The sequence below is a fragment of the Streptosporangium sp. NBC_01755 genome (assembly GCF_035917995.1).
Taxonomy (GTDB): Bacteria; Actinomycetota; Actinomycetes; order Streptosporangiales; family Streptosporangiaceae; genus Streptosporangium.
In genome coordinates this window covers 7,924,103-7,946,533 of sequence record NZ_CP109131.1, presented here as the reverse complement: position 1 = coordinate 7,946,533, position 22,431 = coordinate 7,924,103, and the positions used below count along the sequence as shown (strand labels likewise).

11 protein-coding genes are annotated in these 22,431 nt (G+C 73.7%); 5 read left to right on the top strand and 6 right to left on the bottom strand.

Features of this window, described 5'->3' with window-relative positions:
* Window positions 1-37: 37 nt before the first annotated feature.
* A complete protein-coding gene (locus OG884_RS36370; protein ID WP_326640491.1) occupies window positions 38-3,241 on the top strand; it encodes an AfsR/SARP family transcriptional regulator in 3,204 nt (1,067 codons plus the stop codon).
* Window positions 3,242-3,431: 190 nt separating this feature from the next.
* On the opposite strand, the gene OG884_RS36365 is transcribed toward OG884_RS36370, so the two are convergent.
* From OG884_RS36365 to OG884_RS36340, 6 genes are all read right to left on the bottom strand, one after another.
* Window positions 3,432-4,703 (bottom strand): Zn-dependent hydrolase, encoded by a 1,272-nt coding sequence (locus OG884_RS36365; protein WP_326640489.1) that lies wholly within the window; start codon window positions 4,701-4,703, stop codon window positions 3,432-3,434.
* Window positions 4,700-4,876: an MbtH family protein gene (locus tag OG884_RS36360; protein ID WP_326640487.1), complete on the bottom strand. Its 177-nt coding sequence runs from the start codon at window positions 4,874-4,876 to the stop codon at window positions 4,700-4,702. Before OG884_RS36360 ends, OG884_RS36365 begins: the two co-directional genes overlap by 4 nt.
* An 88-nt stretch (window positions 4,877-4,964) precedes the next feature.
* Window positions 4,965-8,075 carry a condensation domain-containing protein gene (locus OG884_RS36355; protein ID WP_326640485.1) on the bottom strand — a complete coding sequence of 1,037 codons (3,111 nt, stop codon included), beginning with the start codon at window positions 8,073-8,075 and terminating at the stop codon, window positions 4,965-4,967.
* A 19-nt stretch (window positions 8,076-8,094) separates the two neighbouring features.
* Complete coding sequence (locus OG884_RS36350) at window positions 8,095-8,703, bottom strand: TIGR00730 family Rossman fold protein (RefSeq protein WP_326640483.1); 609 nt, start codon at window positions 8,701-8,703, stop codon at window positions 8,095-8,097.
* A gap of 10 nt (window positions 8,704-8,713) precedes the next feature.
* Window positions 8,714-10,054 (bottom strand): crotonyl-CoA carboxylase/reductase, encoded by a 1,341-nt coding sequence (gene ccrA / locus OG884_RS36345; RefSeq protein WP_326640481.1) that lies wholly within the window; start codon window positions 10,052-10,054, stop codon window positions 8,714-8,716.
* Window positions 10,051-11,547, bottom strand: a complete 1,497-nt coding sequence (locus tag OG884_RS36340) for an amino acid adenylation domain-containing protein (protein ID WP_326640479.1) — start codon at window positions 11,545-11,547, stop codon at window positions 10,051-10,053. The genes ccrA and OG884_RS36340 overlap by 4 nt, the downstream gene beginning before the upstream one ends.
* Before the next feature lie 143 nt (window positions 11,548-11,690).
* Here OG884_RS36340 and OG884_RS36335 point away from each other — a divergent pair, with 143 nt between their 5' ends.
* The 4 genes from OG884_RS36335 to OG884_RS36320 are packed head-to-tail and all read left to right on the top strand — an operon-like array spanning window position 11,691 to window position 22,427.
* Entirely contained in the window at window positions 11,691-16,274 is a 4,584-nt protein-coding gene (locus OG884_RS36335; RefSeq protein WP_326640477.1) for an SDR family NAD(P)-dependent oxidoreductase, read from the top strand.
* Window positions 16,271-17,968, top strand: coding sequence for a fatty acyl-AMP ligase (locus OG884_RS36330; protein WP_326640475.1), 1,698 nt, complete (start codon window positions 16,271-16,273; stop codon window positions 17,966-17,968). Before OG884_RS36335 ends, OG884_RS36330 begins: the two co-directional genes overlap by 4 nt.
* Complete coding sequence (locus OG884_RS36325; protein ID WP_326640473.1) at window positions 17,965-20,835, top strand: beta-ketoacyl synthase N-terminal-like domain-containing protein; 2,871 nt, start codon at window positions 17,965-17,967, stop codon at window positions 20,833-20,835. The genes OG884_RS36330 and OG884_RS36325 overlap by 4 nt, the downstream gene beginning before the upstream one ends.
* Window positions 20,832-22,427 carry an amino acid adenylation domain-containing protein gene (locus OG884_RS36320; protein ID WP_326640471.1) on the top strand — a complete coding sequence of 532 codons (1,596 nt, stop codon included), beginning with the start codon at window positions 20,832-20,834 and terminating at the stop codon, window positions 22,425-22,427. Before OG884_RS36325 ends, OG884_RS36320 begins: the two co-directional genes overlap by 4 nt.
* The last annotated feature ends 4 nt before the right edge of the window (window positions 22,428-22,431 follow it).

Below are 22,431 nucleotides of genomic sequence, written 5' to 3'. Positions count from 1 at the left end.
ACGCAAGGGGCAGTCGGACACTCCCTGATGGTGGCGCATGGACACTGCTCTGTCGTTTCGCGTTCTCGGTCCACTTGAAGTCCTGGTAGGTGAGCAACGGGTCTCGATCGGAGGGTCACGCCAGCGAATTATTCTCGCCACGCTCATCCTGCGCGCGGGGCGGGTCGCCCCCGTCGACCTGCTCGCCGGGGCGATATGGGGTGAGCGCCCGCCGCCCACCGCCCGCAGCCAGGTGGTCATCTGTGTCTCCGGGCTCCGCCGGGCCTTCGTGGAGGCGGGCGCCCCGGCGAACCTGCTCGGTACCTCCTCGCCCGGGTACATCCTGCAGGCCGACCTCTCCCAGGTCGACGTCCTGCTCGCCGAGCGCCTCGCCGCCAAGGCGAGGGCCGCGGAGAGCGCCGGCGACCTCTCCGGCGCCGCCCGGCTGTTCGCCGAGGCGTGCGGCCTGTGGCGCGGCCCGGTCCTGGCGGGTATCGAGAGCGCGTTCGTCGAGTCCGAGGCGCGACGGCTGGACGATCGCCAGCTGACGCTGACCGAGGAGCGCGTCCAGCTGGAGCTCGCACTCGGCCGGCACCGGGAGCTGATCGACGACCTCGCCGTCTTCGTCGACGCCAACCCGCTGCGCGAGCGGCTGCGCGCCCAGCTGATGCTGGCCAGATACCGGTGCGGGCGGCGGGCGGAGGCGCTGGACACCTACCGGATCGGGCGGATGCACCTCGTCGAGGAGCTCGGCATCGAGCCGGGCACCGAGCTACAGGTCCTGCACGACGCCATCCTGCGCGACGCCCCCGAGCTGACCCCGGCACCCGCCCGGGTGACCGTTCCCGCCTCCGTTCCCGCCTCCGTTCCCGCCTCCGTGCCCGTCTCCGAGGCCGCCACCGGATCGGAGCTCGCGCCCGCGGAGCCGGTGGCCCCGGTCGAGCACGGGGTGGTGCCCGCGCAACTGCCCGCGGACGCGCCCTGCTTCGTCGGCAGGACCATCGAGATCGCCGAGTTGGACGCCCTGCTGGACAAGCGGATCGGCCAGGGGCTGCTCACCATCGCGCTCATCACCGGGGTGGGCGGGGTCGGAAAGTCGGGGCTCGCCGTGCACTGGGCGCACCGGGTCGCCTCCCGCTTCCCCGACGGCCAGCTCTTCGTGAACCTGCGCGGCTACGACCTCAACGCCCAGCCGCTGGCCCCCGGCGCGGTCATGGACCGCTTCCTGCGGGCTTTCGGCATCGCCGGCGAGCGCATTCCCGAGGATCTGGACGAGCGCGCCGGCCTGCTGCGCACCGTCATCGGCAGGCGCCAGGTGCTGCTGCTGCTGGACAACGCCCGGGTCATCGACCAGGTCAGGCCGCTGCTGCCCGGCTCCGGCACCTGCTGCGTGATCGTGACCAGCAGGGACCCGCTGGGCGACCTGGCCGCCAGGGAGGGGGCCAGCGTGATCCATCTGGAGGTGCTGGGCGCTGCGGACTCCGCCGCGCTGCTCGCCGGGGTCGCCGACTCCGTGGTCATGGACGAGGACCCCCAGGCCGCCGCGCTGCTCGGCGAGCTGTGTGACGGGCTGCCGCTGGCACTGCGGATCGTGGGCGCCCGCCTCACCACCCGCTCGTACTGGACCCCGGCCCGCCTGGCCAAGCGTCTCGCCGACGAGCGGCGCCGGCTGGACGAGCTGAGTTACGGCCAGCTGACCGTACGGGCCAGCTTCGCCCTCAGCTACCGCGACCTGAGCTCCGAGGCGGCGCTGATGTTCCGCAGGCTGGGGCTGCTTGAGGCGCCCGACTTCGCCTCCTGGGCGGGCGCGGCGCTGCTCGACATCGACGGCCTCGACGCCGAGGACCTGATCGACCAGCTGGTGGACGCCCAGCTCGTCGAGGTGCTCGGTCCCGACGGCGCCGACCAGGTCCGCTACCGCTTCCACGACCTGGTCCGGCTGTATGCCAGGGAGCGGGCCCATGAGGAGGAACCGCCCGAGGACCGGCTCGCCGCCGTCACCCGCGCCCTGAGCTGCTGGCTCGTGCTGGCCGAGGAGGCACACCAGCGGGAGTACGGCGGGGCCTTCACCCAGCTGCACGGCTCGGTGCCCCGGTGGCGGCCGGCCGACACGGACGAGCTCCTGGAGCGGCCACTCGACTGGCTGGACGCCGAACGCGGCGCTCTCGTCGCCGCCGTCTCCCAGGCCGCCCACCTCGGCGCGTCCGAGCTGTGCTGGGACCTCGCCGTCACCGCCACCACCCTGTTCGAGGCCCGGAGCCACTTCGATGACTGGCGCACCACCCACGAGACGGCCCTCGCCGCCGCTCGCCGGACCGGCGATCTGCGCGGTGAGGCGGCCGTTCTCTGCTCGACGGGAAGCATGTATCTCTTCCAGCAGATGCCGGAGCGGGCGGGCGAGTGCCTGTGGGCGGCGCGTGAGCTGTTCGAGCGGCTCGATGACTCGTACGGGATGGCGCTGGCGCTGCGCAACATCTCACTGCTGGACCGGCTCGCGGGCCGCTTCGACACGGCGCTCGAGGGGTTCCTCACCGCGAAGAGGATCTTCGCCGCGGTCGGGGACCGCTTCGCCGAGGCCCACGTGCTCGGGGGCATCGCCCAGGTCCACGTTGACCAGGGGAGAGCGGAGCTCGCCGAGCCCCTGTTGAGACAGGCCCTGGAGGTCTTCCGGCAACTGGGCAGTGAGCGGGGTCAGGCGCAGATACTCAACAGGCTGGGGGAGACACTGCTGCGCCAGGACAGGCCAGGGGAGGCGGAGGCGACCTCCCGGGCCGCGCTCGCCCTGGTCAGGGAGCGGCAGGACGGCATCGGGCAGGCGTACATCCTGTGTGGGCTGGGGGAGATACAGGTCCGCCAGAACCGGCTGGAGGCCGCCGTGGAGAGTCTCGACGAGGCGCTGGCCATCGCCCAGGAGGTGCGCGAGCGCTTCGTGGAGGCGCGGATTCACCTGGCCTTCGGCCAGTTGCACGCCCGGCGCGGCCGGTTCGACGAGGCGGTGGCCCATCTGCTTGAGACCTTCGAGATATCCACCGAGCTGGATACCCGGCTGTGGCGGTTCAGGGCACTGTCCGCGCTGGGGGAGGTGTTCCTCCTCAAAGGGGACGAGGCCGCCGCCTCCGATGCGCTGAATCGCGCCCTGGATTGTGGCACCGATACCGATTCCGAGGATTACCGGCGAATCAGGGCGCGACTGGCTACTTTATCGGGAATTTCTGCTGAATCATCAGGTCCATGTGCTGTCGCCGGTGATGTGAGCGACTGATGACGCTGCGGTGATCGTACCCTGAACGACGGCCACAGGCAGGGTGAAGAGCGCGGCACTGGCGGTGACCTTCGCGACCCAGGTAATCCACCGAGACATTTTCTACCTCATTCATCCGTGGTGTTTTCTTTCCTTCTTCCGTTCTGTGACAAACGTAGAATGGGACGCGATCGAGTCGATATCACATCGGCTACCGCTCGATATCCGGGGTCGCGTCGCGCATCAGCACCGCCGTGAGCAGCACGTCCGCTCCCCACGCCAGGTGCTCGGGGGCGGTGTACTCCCCGGGGGCGTGGCTCACCCCGCCCCTGCTCGGCACGAATATCATCCCGACGGGCGCGATCCGCGCCACGATCTGCGCGTCGTGGCCGGCGCCGCTGGGCAGGCGGTGGTAGGGCAGGCCCTGCCCGGCCGTGGCGCGGGCGATGAGCTCCCGCAGGCCCGCGTCGCAGTCGACCGGCGCGGTGCGCGCGCCGGGGACGACCGTGACGCGGGTGCCGGTCGCGCCGGCCACCTCGGCGGCGACCTCGGCCAGCCGCGTCAGTGCCGCGTCCAGTGCCCCGGCCGAGGTGTCGCGGAACTCCACCCCGAGCCGGACCCTGCCGGGGACGACGTTCCACATGCCGGGCTCGACGGCGCATGTCCCGGTGGTGGCGCGCAGCACCAGTCGCTCGTCGGCGGCGATGGCCCGCACGGCCAGCACCAGCCGGGCGGCGCCGTCCAGCGCGTCCGCCCGGTGCTCCATGGGCGTGGTGCCCGCGTGCCCGGCCACGCCGTCGACCGTGATCGAGACGTTCACCCGCCCGGTGATCGTCTCCACCACCCCGATCGGTACGCCCAGGCGTTCCAGCACCGCTCCCTGCTCGATGTGCAGCTCCAGGTAGGCGGCGATGTCGCGGGGTGACCAGGCCGCCTCGGCCAGCCGGTCGGCGTCGCCCCCGACCGCGGCCAGCAGGTCGGCGACCGGGACGCCGCGATCGTCCAGGGCGCGCGCCGCGCCGGGCGGCAGCACCCCGGCGAAGCCGTGCGAGCCCAGCATGCCCATCGTCCCGTGGGCGCCCTCCTCGTCGCAGAAGGCCACCACCACGAGCGGGTGGTTCAGCCGCACGCCCTCCTCGTGCAGGGTCCTGGCCACCTCGATGCCGGCCAGCACCCCGTAGGCCCCGTCGTAGGCGCCGCCGTCCGGCACCGTGTCGATGTGCGAGCCCAGGACCAGCGCGGGCGCCCCCGGTGCGGCGCCGGGGCGGCGGCCGATCAGGTTGCCGGCCGCGTCGATCCGCACGGCCAGGGCGGCCTCCTCCATGAGCCGCGCGACGTAGGCGCGACCCTCCACGTCTCCGGGGGTGAACGCCAGCCGCGTCACCCCGCCGCCGGGCACCGCGCCGATGGCGCCGAGCCTGGCCACCTGCTTCACCAGACGTCCGGCGTTGACACGGGGCCGGGTCCCCTGCAGGACGGTCATGGCGTACGCAGGGATTTAGGGCGCATGTCTGTCCAGACCTGCTCGATGCGGGCCAGGCAGTCGTCCCGGCCGCCGAGGGTTCCGGTGGCGGTCCACCCGGCGGGCAGGGCCCGGTCGTGCGGCCAGATGGAGTACTGCTCCTCGTGGTTGACCACCACTACGTAGGTGCTCACGTCAGACCTCCAGGTCACCGATCGTGGTCGAGTCGTCCCGCACCGCGTCCGTCCGGGAAGGACGGCACCGCCCGCGCGGTACGCCGTGTCATCTCGCAAGGGGAAGGCCGGGGCCGGACACCAGGGCGGTGATCGACCGCTCCAGTTCGCCGGCCATCGCGGCGACCGTCTCCGGAAGGAACAGCGCCGTGTCGTACTCCAGGACCGCGCGCGCGTGGCCGCCCAGGTCGGTGACCTCCAGGGCCAGGTCGAACTGCGAGGTGCCCAGCGGCATGACCAGCCGGTCGGCCGTCACCCCGGGCAGCCGGTCGTCGGCCGACTCCAGCAGGCGCCGGTCGTGCAGGGTGAACAGCACGTCGAACGGGCTCCTGCGGTCCCTGCCCAGCTCCGCGGTCAGCTTCGACAGCGGCAGCTCCTGGTGCTCGTAGGCGCCCAGCAGGCTCTGCCGGACCCGGTCGACGACCTCGGTGAAGGTGTGCGCCTCGGCCAGCGGGGTGCGGACCGCCACCGTGTTGACGAAGTGCCCGATCAGGTCGGCGACCTCGCTTCTGGAGCGGCCGGACACCACCGAGCCGACCGTCACGTCCCAGACGCCGGTGCGGCGGGCCAGCCAGACCTTGAAGGCGGCCAGGTAGACCATGTGCGGCGTGGTGTCGGTGGCGCGGCACAGCCCGCGTACGTCGACGGGCAGTTCGAAGGCGTGCTGGGCGCCCTGGAACAGCGGCCGTCTGGGGCGGGGCAGGTCGGGGCGGAGCGCGGTGCGCGGTGCGCCCGCCAGCTGCTTTCGCCAGTAGTCCACCAGGCCGGACAGCCGCTCACCGGTCAGCGACTCGCGTTCCCAGACGGCGAAGTCGACGTACTGGGTGCCGGGCGGCGCCGGTTCGGCCGAGCCCTCGACCCGGTTGCGGTAGAGGGCGCACAGCTCCCGCCAGAAGATCGCGGTCGACCAGCCGTCGAAGACGATGTGGTGCGCCAGGACGAGCAGCACGTGCTCGGTGGGGGAGACCCGGTACAGCACGGGCCGCAGCAGCGGGCCGCCGGCGAGGTCGAACGGTCTGCGGTACTCCTCCAGGATGAGCCCGGCGGCGTCGGCCGTCTCCACCACCGGCAGCGGCACCGGCGCCGGGTCCGCCACCCGCTGCACCGGCCCCTGCCTGGTCGTCGTGAACGTGGTGCGCAGCGACTCGTGCCGGGCGACCACCCGCCCGATCGCCCACTCCAGCGCCTCGACGTCCAGGTGTCCCCGGAGCCGGAACGCGTGCGGCGCGTTGTAGGCGGGGCTCGCCGGGGCCAGCTGGTTCAGCACCCACAGGCTCTCCTGGGCGTGGGAGAGCGGGTATCCGGCGCCGGGCGTCCTGGGCAGCGGGCGGGGCCCGGTCCCGGCGGGACCGGCCAGCCAGGCGGCCAGCTGGGCGGCCGTCAGGTGGTGGAAGACGTCGGAGATCGACACCTGCACGCCCAGCCGGTCCTGGATCCGCATCGCCACCTGGACCGCGGCCAGCGAGTGGCCGCCCAGGCCGAAGAAGTCGTCGTCCGGGCCGATCTCACCGGGTTCCAGATCGAGTACCTCACTCCAGACGGCGGTGACGACATCCAGCAACTCGGCCGGAACCCGGCCGGTCGTGCCCGTGTTCCCGGTCGCGACGCTCTCCCCGGCCGGGGCGCCCGCGCGCGGGGCCGGACCGTGCGGGATCGCCGGGGGACTCACCACCGCGGCGGCCGGGTCCCCGCTCGGTACTCCGGCACCGGGACGGGGCTCCCACGGGAACGCCGCCACCGGACGGCCGGGGTCGCCGGCCGCGAAGTCCAGCACCCGCAGGTAGCCCTCGGCGAGCCAGGCGATCGTGTCCGCGTCGAACAGATCGGTGTTGTAGCGCAGCAGGCCGGAGATCTCGCCGTCCGCGGCGACCAACTCCAGCTCCACGTCGAAACGGACGGTCCGCTGGTCGAGGGGGTAGGTCGACAGGGTCAGCTCGCCCAACCGCAGCAGCATGCCCCGCTCGCCCGCCGAGGAGGCGCCCAGCGGCGACGCCGCCTCGGGGGACTCGGTCCGGACGATCTCCCCCCGGTGCGAGGCGCGCAGCGTGAACGCCACGTCGAACAGCGGGGAGCGGCTGGGGTCGCGGTGCGCGCCCAGCCGCTCCACCAGCAGCGGGAACGGGTAGTCCTGGTTGTCCAGGGCGCCGAGCACCGCCCGCCGGGTGCGGTCGAGCACCTGCGAGAAGCCGGGGTTCCCCGACAGGTCGGCGCGGAGCACGACCGGGTTGACGAAGTAGCCGGCGACGTCGGAGAACTCCGGGCGGCTGCGCCCGGAGGTCCAGGTGCCGAGCAGGAGGTCCCGCCGGCCGGAGGCCCGGCCCAGCAGCACCTGGAAGGCGGCCAGCAGCGTCGTGTACAGGGTGGCCCCGCCGCCCGCGGCCAGCTCCCCGACCGCCGCCGACCGCTCGGCGCCCAGCCGGAAGGCGTGCGAGGCGCCCCGGAAGGTCTGGTCGGCAGGGCGCGGCCGGTCGGCGGGCAGCGCCGGCCCCGGCGGGGGATCGGCCAGCAGCTCCGTCCAGTACGCCGCCATCCTGGCCCCGTCCGGCCCGGCCAGCATCGCCGCCTGCCAGGCCACGAAGTCGGCGTAGGTCGCGGCGGGTGGCGCGCAGGTGGGCTCGGAGCCGCCGCGCAGCGCCGTGTACGCCTGCCCCAGCTCCTCCAGCAGCGCGAACAGCGACCAGCCGTCGATCGCGATGTGATGGGTGACCCAGAACAGCACGGGCGCCGCCGCCGGGCGCCGTACCAGCACGACCCGCAGCACCGGGCCGCGCTCCAGGTCGAACGGGCGGGCCGCCTCGGCGCCGAGCAGGGCCGCGAGGTCCTGGTCGGATGCGAGGGCGACGACGCGGAAGTCCAGCTCCCCCTGCGGGGCGACCCGCTGCACCGGCATGCCCTTGACGTGCCCGTACGTGGTGCGGAAGATCGGGTGCCGCGCCACCAGCCAGGCGAACGCGCCGCGCAGCGCCTCCGGGTCGGCCTCACCGTGCACCGTCCAGGCGAACGGCATGTTGTAGGCGACGCCGGCCTCGCTGCGCATCCGGTCCATGAACCACAGGGACTGCTGGCCGTAGGAGAGCGGAAAGGGTACGGCGCCCGATTTCATCAGCTTGGCGAGCAGGGCGCGCTTGTCCGCCTGGGACAGCGGCGCTCGGGTCTCCATCGAGGTCCTCCAGTGGGGGTCAGGTCGCCGGGACGGTCAGGCGCTCGACGAGGGAGACGGCCTCCTCGGGGGAGGTGACGGAGTGGAACATCGGCTGCCCGGCCCGGGAGATCAGCTCGAACCGCCGCAGGGTCTCGACCAGGCTGATGAAGCCGTCCCAGACGCCCTCGGCGTTCACGATGACCAGCGGTTTCTCGGACATGCCCAGGTAGGTGGCGGAGATCACCTCAAGGATCTCGTCCAGCGTCCCGTAGCCTCCGGGCAGCGCGATGAAGGCGTCCGCGCCGCGCAGCATGTGCTCCTTGCGCCGGTGCAGGCTGTCGGTCAGGTGCGTCTCCTGCGCCGGAGCGGCGATCGCCTGCTCCCGCTCGTACAGGAACCGGGGGATGATCCCCCGGATGGTCGCGCCGGTCTCCGAGGCGGCCCACGCCACCTCGCCCATCAGGCCGGAGCCGCCACCGCCGTAGATCAGGCGGTGGCCGCGCTGCCCGATGAGCCTGCCGGTCGCCCTGGCCATGTCGACGATGACCTGTGAGTTGCTTCGGCCCGCGCCGCAGAAGACGCAGATCTCCAGTGGTTTGCCGCCCCCGCGCACACCCGCGCCGGGTTGGAGGATCGTCGAGGTCATCGTTGTCTCCCTAGGAGGACCGGTAGCGCGTGATCGCCGGCAGGTGCCGTTCGCGGAGTTCGTGGTCGCGCACGCCGAGACCCTCGGCGGGGGCGAGGCAGAGCACGCCGATCTTGCCCTGGTGGGTGTTGCGGCGGACGTCGTGCACGGCCTCGGCGCTCTGCTCCAGGGCGTAGGTGCGCGACAGGGTCGGGTGGACGCGTCCCCGGATGACGAGCCGGTTGGCCTGCCAGGCCTCGTGGTAGTTGGCGAAGTGCGTGCCGACGACGCGCTTGAGGCTCATCCACAGGTAACGGTTGTCGAAGGAGTGCATGAACCCGGTGGTGGAGGCGCAGGTCACGACCGTCCCGCCGCGCCGGCAGACGTAGACGCTGGCGCCGAAGGTCTCCCTGCCGGGGTGCTCGAACACGATGTCGGGGTCGTCGCCGCCGGTCAGCTCGCGGATACGGCTGCCGAAGCGCCGCCATTCGGCGACGTCGGGGGTGTGCTCGTCGAGCCAGAAGGAGAACTCCTCCGCGGACCGGTCGATGATCAGGGAGGCGCCCGCCTTCCTGGCCAGCTCCGCCTTCGCGGGGGAGGAGACGACGCAGATCGGGGTGGCGCCGCCGTTCAGCGCGTACTGGGTGGCGTAGGAGCCGAGCCCGCCGGAGGCGCCCCAGATCAGCACGGTGTCGCCCTGCTTCATGGCCGCGCCGTTGCGCGAGACCAGCTGCCGGTAGGCGGTGGAGTTGACCAGCCCGGAGCAGGCGGCCTCCTCCCAGGTCAGGTGGGCGGACATCGGCATCAGCTGGTTGGCCTTGACCAGTGCCAGCTCCGCCAGGCCGCCGAAGTTGGTCTCGAATCCCCAGATCCGCTGCTGCGGGTCGAGCATGGTGTCGTCGTGCCCCTCGGGGTCCTCCAGCTCCACCGACAGGCAGTGCGCGACGACGCGGTCACCGGGCTTCCACTTGGTGACGCCGGGGCCCACCCGCAGTACGACGCCGCTGACGTCGGAGCCGAGCACGTGGTACGGGAGGTCGTGGCGGCGGGCCAGCTCGCTGCGGCGGCCGTAGCGGCGCAGGAACCCGAAGGTGGGCACCGGTTCGAAGATCGCCGACCAGACGGTGTTGTAGTTGACCGAGCTGGCCATCACCGCCAGCAGCGCCTCGCCGGGACCGACCTCGGGGGTGGCGACCTCCTCGATGTGCAGCGATTTGCGCGGGTCCTTGTCCTCGCCGCGCATCCCGGCGAACATGTCGACCTCGTCGGCGTGCACGGTGACGCCCCAGTAGGACTCCGGTACGGCCAGCGCTTCGAAGTGGCCGGGGTCGCTCTCGCCGGACAGGATCGCGTCTCGGATCGCGGTGGTCATCGAGCTGCCTCCAGGGCGAGTCGGTCGAGCTTGCCGTTGGGGTTCAGGGGGAGGAGGGGAACGGTGCGGAACCGGGCGGGGACCATGTGCGCGGGCAGCCGCTCGCCGCACAGGGAGCGCAGCTCGCGGGGGGAGAGCGGGGTGCCGACCAGGTAGGCGACGATCAGCGGCTCGCCGCCGGGCGGGGTCCGCACGATCACGGCCGCGTCGCTCACGCCGGGCGTGCGCCGCAGCACGGCCTCGATCTCGCCCAGCTCGACGCGGAACCCGCGGATCTTGACCTGGGAGTCGATGCGGCCCAGATACTCGAAGGCCCCCGACTCCAGCTGCCGTACCAGGTCGCCGGTGCGGTACCAGCGCCGCCGGCCGTCGCCCAGGTCGGCCACCGGGAACTTCTCGGCGTTGAGCGCCGGGCGGCCGACGTAGCCGGTGGCCAGGGCGGTGCCGCCCACCCACAGTTCGCCCTCGGTGCCGGTGGGCACCGGGTGGCCGTCCGCGCCGACGACGGCGGTGCGGACGTGGCGCAGCGCCCGGCCGATGTTCGTGGGCCCCGAGGTGTCCTCCACCATCGCGCGGTCCACGACCGTGCAGGTGGAGAAGACCGTCGTCTCGGTGGGACCGTAGATGTTGACGATCTGTTCGCGCCCGCCGGTCAGGTCCATCCAGGCGCGGATGGTGTCGCGGTCGATGGCCTCGCCGCCGAAGATCAGGTAGCGCAGCGCGAGCGGCCGGGGGCTCTGCTCCATGGCCCAGGCCAGATACCTGAACATGCTGGGCACCTGGCAGAGTACGGTCACCCGCTCGGTGTCCAGTGTCGTCAGCAGCAGCCGTGGGTCGCGCCCGGCCGCGACCGGGATGGCGACCACGCGCCCGCCGTGCAGCAGCGCCCCCCACATCTCCCAGATCGAGAAGTCGAAGCAGTGGCTGTGAAACCAGCTCCACACGTCGCCGGGGCCGAAGGAGAACCGTTCGCGGGCGGAGCGGAACAGCTCCAGCACCGCGCCCTCAGGGGTGGCGACGCCCTTGGGGGTCCCGGTCGAGCCGGAGGTGTAGATGATGTGGGTGGGGATCTCACCGGAGCGCTCGACGGGCGGCAGCACGTCTCCGGTCGCCCCGGTGATCTCGACCCTCGGCACCCCGGCGAACGGCCATGGCCCGTCCGGGTCGGCGCAGATCGCGCGCAGCTCGCTGTCGCCGGCCATGAACCGCACCCGCTCGGCGGGGTAGTCGGGGTCGAGGGGGACGTAGGTGCAGCCGTGGCCGATCACCGCCACGATGGCGGCGACGACCCGCCAGGAGCGCCGCATGAAGATGCCGACCCGGTCGCCGGGGACCAGTCCCAGCTCGTCGAGCGAGCGGCGGATCTCGGAGGCGGCGCCCGCCAGTTCCGCGTAGCTCACGGATCGGTGTTCGTCGGTGACGGCGAGTGCGCCGGGCCGCCGCCGCACGTGCTCGTAGAAGGCCGAGGCCAGGGAGCCGAATTCTTCGTCCACAGATCAGGACGATCTCCAATAGCACGACATATGGGTATTCGTCGGAGGGCTAGGCTTCCCCCGGCGACCCGGCCGGGAGGCTAGGTGCCGTCCGCGTCCCGCGACGGAAGACGCCGGAGCCGCGCCTGGCGATGCTTCTCGGCATGAACGGTGTCGTTTTCGTCTTTCCCGGCCAGGGTGCCCAGTGGCGTGGCATGGGAAGTGCCCTGCTGGAGCAGGAACCGGTCTTCGCCGCGGCGATCCGGGAGTGCGAGATCGCGCTCGAACCGTACACGGACCGATCCGTCACCGACGTGCTCGCGGGCAGGGCCGACGCCGACCGGATCGACGTGGTCCAGCCCGCTCTCTTCGCCCTCCAGATCGGGCTGGCCAGGCTCTGGGCGGCCAACGGCGTAGTACCCGCCGCGGTGGTCGGGCACAGCCTGGGCGAGATCGCCGCCGCCCACGTGGCGGGCGCCCTGACCCTGGCGGAGGCGGCCAGGGTCGTCGGCGTACGCAGCCGGCTCTACCGCAGGCTCAGCGGGGCGGGCGCCATGGCGCTGGTCGGCCTCGGCTGGGAGGAGACCGCCGCCCTGGTCGCCGAGCAGAACGGCCACCGTGGGGCCGCACCCGGCATTCCCGGGGTTCCCGGTGGCGGTGGAACCGGCGCCGGCCGGATCTGCCTGGCCGCCGCCAACGCGCCCGGCTCGACGGTGGTGGCGGGCGACCACGACGCGGTCCACGCGCTCGTCGAGCAGCTCCGCTGGGAGGACGTCTTCTGCCGCCTGGTCGGCGCCGACGTCGCCGGCCACAGCCACCACGTCGACCCCCTCCTGCCGGAGCTGCGCGAGGAACTGGCCGCCCTGGTGCCGAACCGCGCGGGGATCCCGCTCTGGTCGACCGTCACCGGCCGCCCCGGCGCGGTGCTCGACGCCGACTACTGGTGCCGCAACCTGCGCGAGCCCGTCCTGTTCTGGCCGGTGATCCGGCAACTCCTGGACGCGGGCTACGACACGTTCGTCGAGCTCAGCCCGCACCCCACCCTGCTGTCCGGGCTGCGCGACGTCGACGCCCGGCTGCTGGCGTCCGTGCACAAGGAGGACGGCGCCGCCTTCGCCGGCTCGCTCGCCCGCCTGCGCGAGGTGGAGCTCACCGCGGACGGCCCTCTGGGCGACCACCGGGTCGAGGGCCGGCCGGTCTTCCCCGGCGCCGGATACCTGGCGGCCGCCCTGGAGCACTCCGGCGCGCTGGCCGGGGTGGAGTTCCACGCCCCGCTGCTCCTGGACGCGCCGCGCCGCCTGGCCACCCGGCTCGACGGTGACTCGATCGACCTCACCGTCGAGGGGCGGACCCACGCCTCGGCCTCCCGCGCGACCCCGCAGACCGTGGCGCACCTGGAGCTGTCGCCGCTCAGGTCCAGGTGCGCCACCCGGATCGCAGCGGAGGAGCTGTATTCGGGCTTCACCGCCAGGGGCATGCGCTACGGCCCGGCCTTCCAGCGGATCGAGGAGGTCTGCACCGCCCCCGGAGAGTCCCTCGCCCGCCTGCGCGCCGCCTCCCCCCTCTCGCGGGCCCGCGACGGCGAGCTCGCCTCCGGCCCCTGGCCGTACCGCCTCGACGTGGCGCTGCTGGACGCCTGCCTGCAGGCGGCGGCGCCCATCCTCGCCGAAGGCGACGACCTCTACCTGCCCCGGGGGGTGGCCCGGGTGTCGGTGCTCGGCGAGGTGGGCGCGGCCCGCTGGGCGCACGCCAGGGTCGCGTCCGCGACGGGTCCCGGCGACGACATCGGCGACGGGGGCGGCGACGTCGGCGACAGGGCCGGCGACAGGGCCGGCGACAGGGGCGGCGACAGGGGCGGTGCCGGGGGCGGTGCCGGGGGCGGCGCGCACCCGGAGGCGGACGCCGCTCCGTACCAGAACGCCGGAACGGGTGACGGGGCGGAGGTGACGCTCGACATCGACGCCTGCGACGAGGACGGCCGGGTGGTACTGGCACTGCGCGGGGTGCGGCTGCACCGGATCGCGCGCGGCGCCGGGACCGGCGGCTGGACGTACAGCACGTGCTGGGTGCCGGTGGAGATGGGCGCGGACGAGCCGTTCGGCGGCGTGGTCCACCGGGTCGAACCGGGACGGCCCGCCGAGGAGGCGCTGCGGTCGCTGCTGGACCTGACCCGGGAGCTGATCGCCCAGCCGGAGCCGGACCGGCTGTGGGTGGTGACCAGGAACGCCCAGCCGGTCGAGCCGGGCGACCCGGTGGACCCCGACGCCGCCGCCGTGTGGGGGATGGCGCGCACGATCAGGCACGAACACCCCGAGCTGCGCTGCACCCTGATCGATCTGGACGGCGAGCACGAGCCGTCCTGCTGGACCCCGGCCGACCTGGGCGCGGGAGGTGGATCGTCCTCCCGGATCCCGGGCGACACCGACGCGGGGAACGAGTGGTCCTCCCCGGACTCGGCCGACCTCGGCGGCGGGCATGAGCCGTCCTCCAGGATCCCGGCCGACGCCGAGGACGAGCGGCCCACCTGGAGGCTCGCGGGTGAGAACGAGGTCGCGTTGCGAGGCGGCAGGCCGTTCGCGCCGCGCCTCACCCCGCGACCGGCCGGGCCGCGCGGCCCGCACAGGCTCGTCCAGCGTACCCGGCAGGACCTGGCCACCCTCTCTCTGGCCGAGGACGTTCCCCGGGCGCCGGGGGCGGGAGAGGTACTGATCCGGGTACACGCCGCCGGGCTCAACTTCAACGACGTGCTGCGCGGGATCGGCATGCTGGGCGAGCAGCCGGAGCCGTTCGGCTACGGCCTGGAGTGCGCGGGCGAGGTGACCGCCGTCGGCGACGACGTCACGGGCCTGGCCGTAGGCAGCCGGGTGGTGGCCCTGGTCGCCGAGATCGGCGCGATGGCCTCGCACGTCACAGTGGACGCCCGGCTGGCCGTGCCCATCCCCGGTGATCTGGACTTCACCGCGGCGGCGACGCTCCCCGCGGCGTACGTCACCGTGGTCTACGGCATGGAGCGGCTGGCCCGGCTGGAGGCGGGGGAGCGGGTGCTGATCCACGCCGCGGCCGGAGGCGTCGGCCAGGCGGCGGTACGGCTGGCCCGGCGGGCGGGCGCGGAGGTCCTCGCCACCGCGGGCTCGCCCGGCAAGCGGGCCTGGCTCAGGGAACAGGGCGTCCGGCACGTCTTCGACTCGCGCTCGCTGGACTTCGCCGACCAGGTCCTGGAGGTCACCGGCGGCGCCGGGGTCGACATGGTGGTCAACTGCCTGGCCGGACAGGCCGTCGACGAGGGACTGCGGATCCTGGCGCCCTTCGGCCGGTTCGTCGAACTCGGCAAGCGCGACATCGCGGAGAACCGGCCGCTGCCGCTCGCCCCCTTCGCCAAGAGCCTGTCCTTTCACGCGGTGGAGGCGTTCTCGCTGGCCGGACGGCGCCCGGCGCTGGTCGGCGCGATGCTGCGCGAGGTGGTGGACGCGGTCGGGGCGGGCGAACTCGGCCCGCTGCCGGTGACGGCCTTCCCCGCGGCGGAGGCCGAGGCGGCGTTCCGGCACATGGCCTCGGCCAGGCACATAGGCAAGGTGGTGCTCACCTTCGACCGGCCCCGGCTGCGCGCCGACGGCACCTACCTGGTCACCGGAGGTCTGGGCGGTCTCGGCCTGGCCGCGGCCGAGGGGCTGGTACGGCAGGGAGCCAGGCACCTCGCCCTGCTGGGCAGGAGCGAGCCAGGGCAGGCCGCACGGGAGCGGATCGCCGCGCTCCGCGAGCAGGGCGTGCGGGTCGTGGTGCTGGCCGCCGATGTCGCCGACGCGGGCGCGCTGGAGCGGGCGCTCGACGGGCTTCGCGCCCAGGCGCCGCCCATCCGTGGTGTCCTGCACGCCGCCGGGGTGCTGCGCGACCGCACGATCGCCGCCGTCGACCTCGACGAGGTGGCCGAGGTGCTGCGCCCCAAGGTGGCCGGCACCCGCAACCTGCACCGGCTGACCTGCGACGACCCGGTGGAGCTGTTCGTGCTGTTCTCCTCGGCGGCCGGGCTGCTCGGCTCCGGCGGCCAGGCCGGTTACGCGGCGGCCAACGCCTTCCTGGACGGTTTCGCGCACTGGAGGCGGCGGCGGGGCCTGCCCGCCACCAGCGTCGACTGGGGCGTCTGGTCACAGATCGGGCTCGCCGCCCGGCCGGACCGGGCGGGCAGGCTGGCCGACCGGGGCATGGGTTCCATCGACACCGCGTCGGGCCTGCGGATCCTCGCCGAGCTGCTCGCCGAGCTGCCGGCCCAGGTGGCGGTCGTCCCGCTGGACGCGCCCACCTGGTTCGCGAACAACCCGGGACACGAGCACTGGTCGATCTTCGCCGGGCTGGCGGCCGGCCACGCCGGGGCCGGCCGGCTGAGCATCACGACCCCCCAGGAGCTGGAGCGGGCGCTCGTGGAGTGGGTGGCGGGGGTGCTGCGCACCTCACCGGCCGCGATCGACCCGAAGACGTCGCTGACCCGGCTGGGACTGGACTCGCTGATGGCCGTCGAGTTGCGCAACCTCCTGGAGGCCCGGCTCGGGGTGCGCCTGCCGGCCCCGGCCTTCCTCGACGGTCCCACCGTCACCGAGCTGGCCGGGCGGGTGAGCGCCCATCTGGACGACAGGCCGGTCGGCGAGATCGATACCCGTGACCCGATGGCGGCGCGGCTGGACGCCCTGTCCGACGCCCAGGTGGACGCCCTGCTGGACGAGCTTCTCAACGACCACATCGGAGGTATGGCATGACATTTCATGATTCGGTGCTGGCGTCGCTGCTGAGCACCGCCGACGAGCACGGTGAGCGCCCGGCGCTGACCTTCCTGGGCAGGGGCGAGAGCACCCGGTGGACCTTCGCCGAGCTGGCGCTGCGTGCCCGCCAGGTCGCCACCCGCCTCACCGAGGCCGGCGCGTGCGGCGAGCGCGTGCTGCTGGTCTGCCCCTCCTCCGCCGAGTACGCGCCCGTCTTCTACGGCTGCATGCTGGCCGGCGCCCTGCCCGTGCCCGTCTACCTGCCCTCCCTCGCGCACTTCAGATCCGCCTGGTCGAAGATCGCCTCCATCGCCCGCGACTCCGGCGCCGCCTACGCGATCGCCCCCGAGCCGCTCCCCGACGCGGACGCGCCGGCGACCCTGCCCGGCTTCCGCGGCTGGCTGCACTTCGCCGACCTGTTCCTCGGCGACGCCGCCGACCACTGGGTGCTGCCCGCCCCCGGCGACCTGGCGTTCCTGCAGTACACCTCGGGTTCCACCGGCAACCCCAAAGGCGTCATGGTCACCCACGGCGGCCTGACGCACAACGCCCGCGCGGTGGCCGCCGCCGTCGGGGCCGGCCACGAGACGACCACGGTCTCCTGGCTGCCGCTCTACCACGACATGGGGATCATCGGATCGCTGCTGTCGCCGCTGCTGTGGGGAGCGCACGTGGTGAAGATGTCGCCGCAGGCGTTCGCCGCGCGGCCGTTCGCCTGGCTGCGAGCCATCTCCGACCACGGCGGGCAACTCTGCTACGCGCCCAACTTCGCCTACGAGCTGTGCGCCCGCAAGGTCACCGACGCCGAGATCGCCACCCTGGACCTGAGCGGCTGGCGGGTGGCGATCAACGGTGCCGAGCCGATCAGGCGGGACACCCTGCGGCGCTTCGCCGAGCGGTTCGCCCCCGCCGGGTTCGACGCCGCGAGCCTGCACGTCGGGTACGGCATGGCCGAGGCCACCCTGGTCGTCTCCACCGGGCCGCTGTCGGTCGCCGACCCCGGCGTACAGGTGGGGGAGCGCCACTACGTGCGCTGCGGCACCCCGCTGGACGACACGGTCGTCCAGATCGCCGACCCCGACACCGGGCTGGCGCGGGAGCCCGGCGAGGTGGGCGAGGTGTGGGTGTCGGGGCCCTCGGTGGCGGCCGGCTACTGGCAGCGCCCCGACGCCACCGCCGAGACCTTCCACGCCCGGCTGCCGGGGCGCGAGGAGAGCTTCCTGCGTACCGGAGACCTCGGCGTGCTGGACGGCGACAGCGTGGTGATCGTCGGCCGGCACAAGGACCTGATCGTGCTCAACGGGGTCAACCACTACCCCCAGGACGTCGAGTACACCGTCGAGCGGGTCAGCCCCGCCGTGCGGGGCGGCTGCGGCGCCGCCTTCGCCACCGAGCCCACCGGCGACGTGCCGCAGGCCGAGGCCGCGGTGGTGGTCGCCGAGGTCACGGCCGCGACCGCGGGGGATCTCGGCGAGCTGATCACCGAGATCCGCCTCGCGGTGGCCAGGGAGCACGACGTGCTGCTCGACGGGGTGTTCCTGGTCGAGCCGCGCAGCGTCCCCAAGACCACCAGCGGAAAGATCCGGCGCCGCGAGTGCAGCGCCATGCTGGCGGAGGGCCGCTTCACCGTGCTGGCCGGATGGACCTCACCCGCCCTCGCGGACGCCGACCCGGTGGCGGCCGGGCGATGAGCCTCCTGGACCTGCTGACCTCCCTGGTCGCCGAACGCGCCGGCCTGGCCGCTGTCGACGCCGACCGGCTGTTCATCGACTACGGCATCGGCTCGGCCGACGCGGTCGCCCTCGCCACCGAACTGGAGGCCCGGCTGGGCACCCCGTTGCCGAACACGGTCTTCTACGACCACCCCACCCCTCGCGCCCTGGCCGAACATCTGGCGGGAGCCGTACGGCAGCCGGACCCTCCGTTACCGAACACCGTCCTTCCCGACCGCGACACCTCCCGCGCTTCGGAGGGGCCGCTACGGCAGCCCGACCGCGAGACCCCCGCCTACTCCGTCGAACCGGTGGCGATCGTCGGCATCGGCTGCCGCCTGCCGGGGGCCGACGGCCCCGGGCGGCTCTGGCGGCTGCTGGCGGACGGCGTCGACGCGGTCGGCACGGTGCCGGGCGAGCGGGCCGCGCACCACCCGGGCTGGCGCGAGCCGGGGGTGGGCGAGGGCGGGTTCCTGCCGGACGTGGAGGGCTTCGACCCGGCGTTCTTCACGGTCAACGCCCGCGAGGCGGAGGCGATGGACCCGCAGCAGCGGATGCTGCTGGAGGTCGCGCACGAGTCCCTGCAGGACGCCGGGCTCCGCCTCGCCGATCTGGCCGGGAGCCAGACGGGCGTGTTCGCGGGCATCAGCAGCGGGGACTTCCTGGTCCGCAGCTTCAGCCCCGGGCCCGCCGCGGCCGAGCCCGGCCTCTACACCCCGACCGGCGTGGCGCACAGCGTGGCCGCCAACCGCATCTCCTACGTCTTCGACCTGCACGGCCCCTCGATGTCCGTCGACACCGCCTGCTCGTCGTCGCTGGTCGCCGTCCACCAGGCAGTGACCGCACTGCGGACGGGTCAGTGCGACACCGCCCTCGCCGGCGGGGTCAACGCCATCCTCTCGCCGGACATCGGCCTGTGCTTCCGTACGGCGGGCGTGCTGGCCCCCGACGGCCGGTGCAGGTCCTTCGGCGCCGGGGCCGACGGCATGGGCCGCTCCGAGGGCGCCGTCATGGTGACGCTCCGGCGCCTGGGCGACGCGATTGCCGCCGGAGACCGGATCTACGCGCTCATCCTCGGTGGCGCGGTCAACAGCGACGGGCGTACCAACGGTCTGATGTCGCCGAGCGCCCCCGCGCAGGTACGGCTGCTGCGCGCGGCGTGCCGCGCCGCGGGGGTCGACCCCGGTGACGTCGGCTACGTCGAGGCGCACGGCTCGGGCACCCGGCTGGGCGACCTGATGGAGCTGCGCGCCCTGTCGGAGGTGCTGGGCACGGCGCCACGCCGTGCCGCGCTGCGGATCGGCTCGGTCAAGAGCAACCTGGGGCACCTGGAGGCGGCGGCCGGCGCGGCCGGCCTGGCCAAGCTGGCCCTCGCGCTCTTCCACGGCACGCTGCCGGCCAGCCTGCACGCCACCGACCTCGCCGAGGATTTCGACTGGTCCGGCGGCGGCCTGCGTGTGCAGCGGAGCCTGGAACCCTGGGCCGGCCGCCTGGCCGGCGTCAGCTCCTTCGGTTTCGGCGGCACCAACGCCCATCTGATCCTCCAGGCGCCGCCCGAGCGGCGACGCACACCCGTCACGCCCGTCACGCCCGTCACGCCTGGAGGCGCTCCTGCCCGGCGGCAGGACTGGGAGGACTGCGAGGGGGGACCGCCCGCCGAGACGTGGTCGTATCCGCCGACAGCGGTTTCGCGCACCCGCCACTACCTGCCGCTCTCGGCGCACACGCACGCCGGGCTGCGGGAGCTGGTCGTGCGCTGGCGGACCGCGCTGGACGATCCGGAGCTGGACCTGGTGGCGGCCTGCCACACGGCCGGGGAACGGCGCGACCACCACGCCTACCGGGTCGGGGTGACCGGCGCCGACGCCGCCGAACTGAGCCGGGAGCTCGACAGGGCACTGACCGACCTGGCCGCCGCGACACTCGGCGGCGCGGCACCCGGCGGCCTGGCCCTGGTCTTCGCCGACGAGCCGGCCGCCGGGACGGCCGCCGTGCACGCCGACCTCGCCGCCGAGCTGCGCCGGGCGGGCGTCCGTCCCGACCTGGTGATCGGCCACGGCGCGGGGGAGGTCGCCGCCGCCCGCTACCGCGGCGTGCTGTCGCTCACCGCCGCGGACGCCGTCGCCGGGCACCGCGCCAGGCTGCTGGCCGGGCCTGCGCCGGTGCATGCCCTGCGGGTGCGGCTGGCGCGCAGGCTGGCGGAGGCGCTGTGCGCGCGAATCGGTCCCGCGCTCGCGGTGGCCACCGTGGAGGACGCGCAGACCTGTGTCATCGTCGGCCCCCGGGCCGCGCTGGCCACCCTGGCCGCCACCCTCACCGCGGGGGACGTGCTCTGTGGCGACCTCGGACCCGCCACCGCCGACCACAGCGCGCTGGCCGCGCCACTCGCCGCCGAGCTGGAACTCGCCCTGGAGGGGCTGCCGGTCAACGCAGGTGAGACGGTGGCGCTGTCGACGCTCACCGGCGGGCCGATCGACGGCCATGCGCAGGGTGCCTGGCACTGGGCGCGCCACCTGGTCACCCCGAGCCTGCTCGGCGACGCGCTCGCCGTCGCACTGGACCGGGGAGTACGCACCTTCGTGGAGATCGGTGCCGCCGAACTCGGCCCCCGGCTGCGCGGCGCCCCGGGTGGCAGACAAGCCCGCGTGGTGCGCTGCGCCACCGCGAGCGACCTGCCCGGTGTGCTGATCCGCCTCTACGAGCTCGGCCACGACCTCGACTGGGCCGCGCTCAACCCGCCGGGGGCCGTGGCGTCCATTCCGCTGCTTCCCTGGTCTCGCGAACGGCCCGCGCACCTGCCCGCGCACGGCCACATCGGCACCGTCCCACAGGAGATGGTCGCGTGAACACCGTCCCGGATGAGGTGGCCCGGCAGGGAGACGACCGCGTGAACACCATCCCGGATGAGGTGGCCCGGCAGGGAGACGACCGCGTGAACACCGTTCCGCATGAGGTGGCCAGGCAGGAAGACGACCGCGTGAACACCGTTCCGCATGAGGTGGCCCAGCAGGAAGACGACCGTATGAACACCGTCCTGCACGAGGTGGCCCGGCAGGTGAGACGCGCTCCCGGCGCGGTCGCCGCCCTCGACCCCGCCTCCGAGCTCACCTACGGGCGGCTCGCCGCCCGTGCCAACGCGGTGGCCGGCATCCTGCGAGAGAGGGGTGCGCGCCCCGGTGACGTGGTCGGTGTCGCGCTGCCCCGTTCGGCCGACTACGTGGCGGTGATCCTGGGCATCTGGCAGGCCGGCGCGGTCTTCCTGCCCCTCGATCCGGCCCTGCCACCCGAGCGGCTGCGCTTCCAGCAGCGCCAGGCGGGCATGAGCCTGCTGCTCGACTCCGTACCGCGCACCGGGGACACGCGCGAGCCGTGCGAGGACACGGACGAGCTGCGGACCGGTGACGCCGAGCCGGAGCGGTGCGCGTATGTGATGTTCACCTCCGGTTCCACCGGGCGGCCCAAGGCGGTGCGGGTCTCGCACGCCTCGCTGCACAACTGCGTGCGCGCCGTCGCCGAACTACTCGTCCCCGGTCCCGCCGACCGGTACGCCGCCAACCAGACCTTCTCCTTCGACATCGCGCTGCTGGAGATGTTCGTCCCGCTCAGTCACGGCGGTGCGACCCTGGTGACCTCCGAGGCGCTCCAGGCCGCCCCGGAACGGCTGGTGGGCTGGCTGGAGAGGCACCGGGTCACCGTCGTGCACGCCACCCCCACCGCCTGGCACTTTCTGCTGCCGTACCTGACGCCGGGGCGCGAGGAGTTGCAGGCCGTCTGCGGCGGCGAGGTGCTGACCGCCCGGCTGGCCGCCGAGCTGGCCGGCCGCGCCGGGCGCGTCTGGAACTTCTACGGTCCCACCGAGGTCACCGTGTGGTGCACCGCCGGGCTCGTCACCGCCCAGGAGCCGGACCCGCTGCCGGTGGGCAGGCCGCTGGCCGGTTACCGCGTCGTCCTGCTCGACGACGCCGGTGAGCGGGTACCGGACGGCGAGCAGGGCGAGATCCACGTCGGCGGGCTCGGCGTGGCCCTCGGCTACGGTGGCGCCCCCGAGCTGACCGCCGAACGGTTCGTCGACCACCCCGAGTACGGCAGGCTCTACCGGACCGGTGACCTGGGCCGGCTGCGCCCCGACGGCCGGCTCTGGTTCACCGGACGCCGCGACCGGCAGGTCCAGCTGCGCGGCTACCGGATCGAGCTGGGCGAGATCGAGTGCGTGGCCCAGGAGCACCCGCTGGTCGAGCTGGCCGCCGCGCACGTCGTGGACGAGGGCCTGCTGCTGTTCGCCCAGGGAGACGTCACCCCCCGGGCGCTGCGCAGGCACCTGGCCGCCCACCTGCCCGCGTACATGATCCCGTCCAGGATCGAGGTGCGCGGCGCCTTCCCGCTGACCCCCACCAAGAAGATCGACCGCGTCGCCCTGCTGGCGTCGGCGAACCGTTAGGAGA

Bases quoted from the DNA above. Each gene is read 5' to 3' on its own strand.
- OG884_RS36370 (WP_326640491.1), top strand. From the start codon at position 38: ATGGACACTGCTCTGTCGTTTCGCGTTCTCGGTCCACTTGAAGTCCTG.
- OG884_RS36365 (WP_326640489.1), bottom strand. From the start codon at position 4,703: ATGACCGTCCTGCAGGGGACCCGGCCCCGTGTCAACGCCGGACGTCTG.
- OG884_RS36355 (WP_326640485.1), bottom strand. From the start codon at position 8,075: ATGGAGACCCGAGCGCCGCTGTCCCAGGCGGACAAGCGCGCCCTGCTC.
- OG884_RS36350 (WP_326640483.1), bottom strand. From the start codon at position 8,703: ATGACCTCGACGATCCTCCAACCCGGCGCGGGTGTGCGCGGGGGCGGC.
- ccrA (WP_326640481.1), bottom strand. From the start codon at position 10,054: ATGACCACCGCGATCCGAGACGCGATCCTGTCCGGCGAGAGCGACCCC.
- OG884_RS36335 (WP_326640477.1), top strand. From the start codon at position 11,691: ATGAACGGTGTCGTTTTCGTCTTTCCCGGCCAGGGTGCCCAGTGGCGT.
- OG884_RS36330 (WP_326640475.1), top strand. From the start codon at position 16,271: ATGACATTTCATGATTCGGTGCTGGCGTCGCTGCTGAGCACCGCCGAC.
- OG884_RS36325 (WP_326640473.1), top strand. From the start codon at position 17,965: ATGAGCCTCCTGGACCTGCTGACCTCCCTGGTCGCCGAACGCGCCGGC.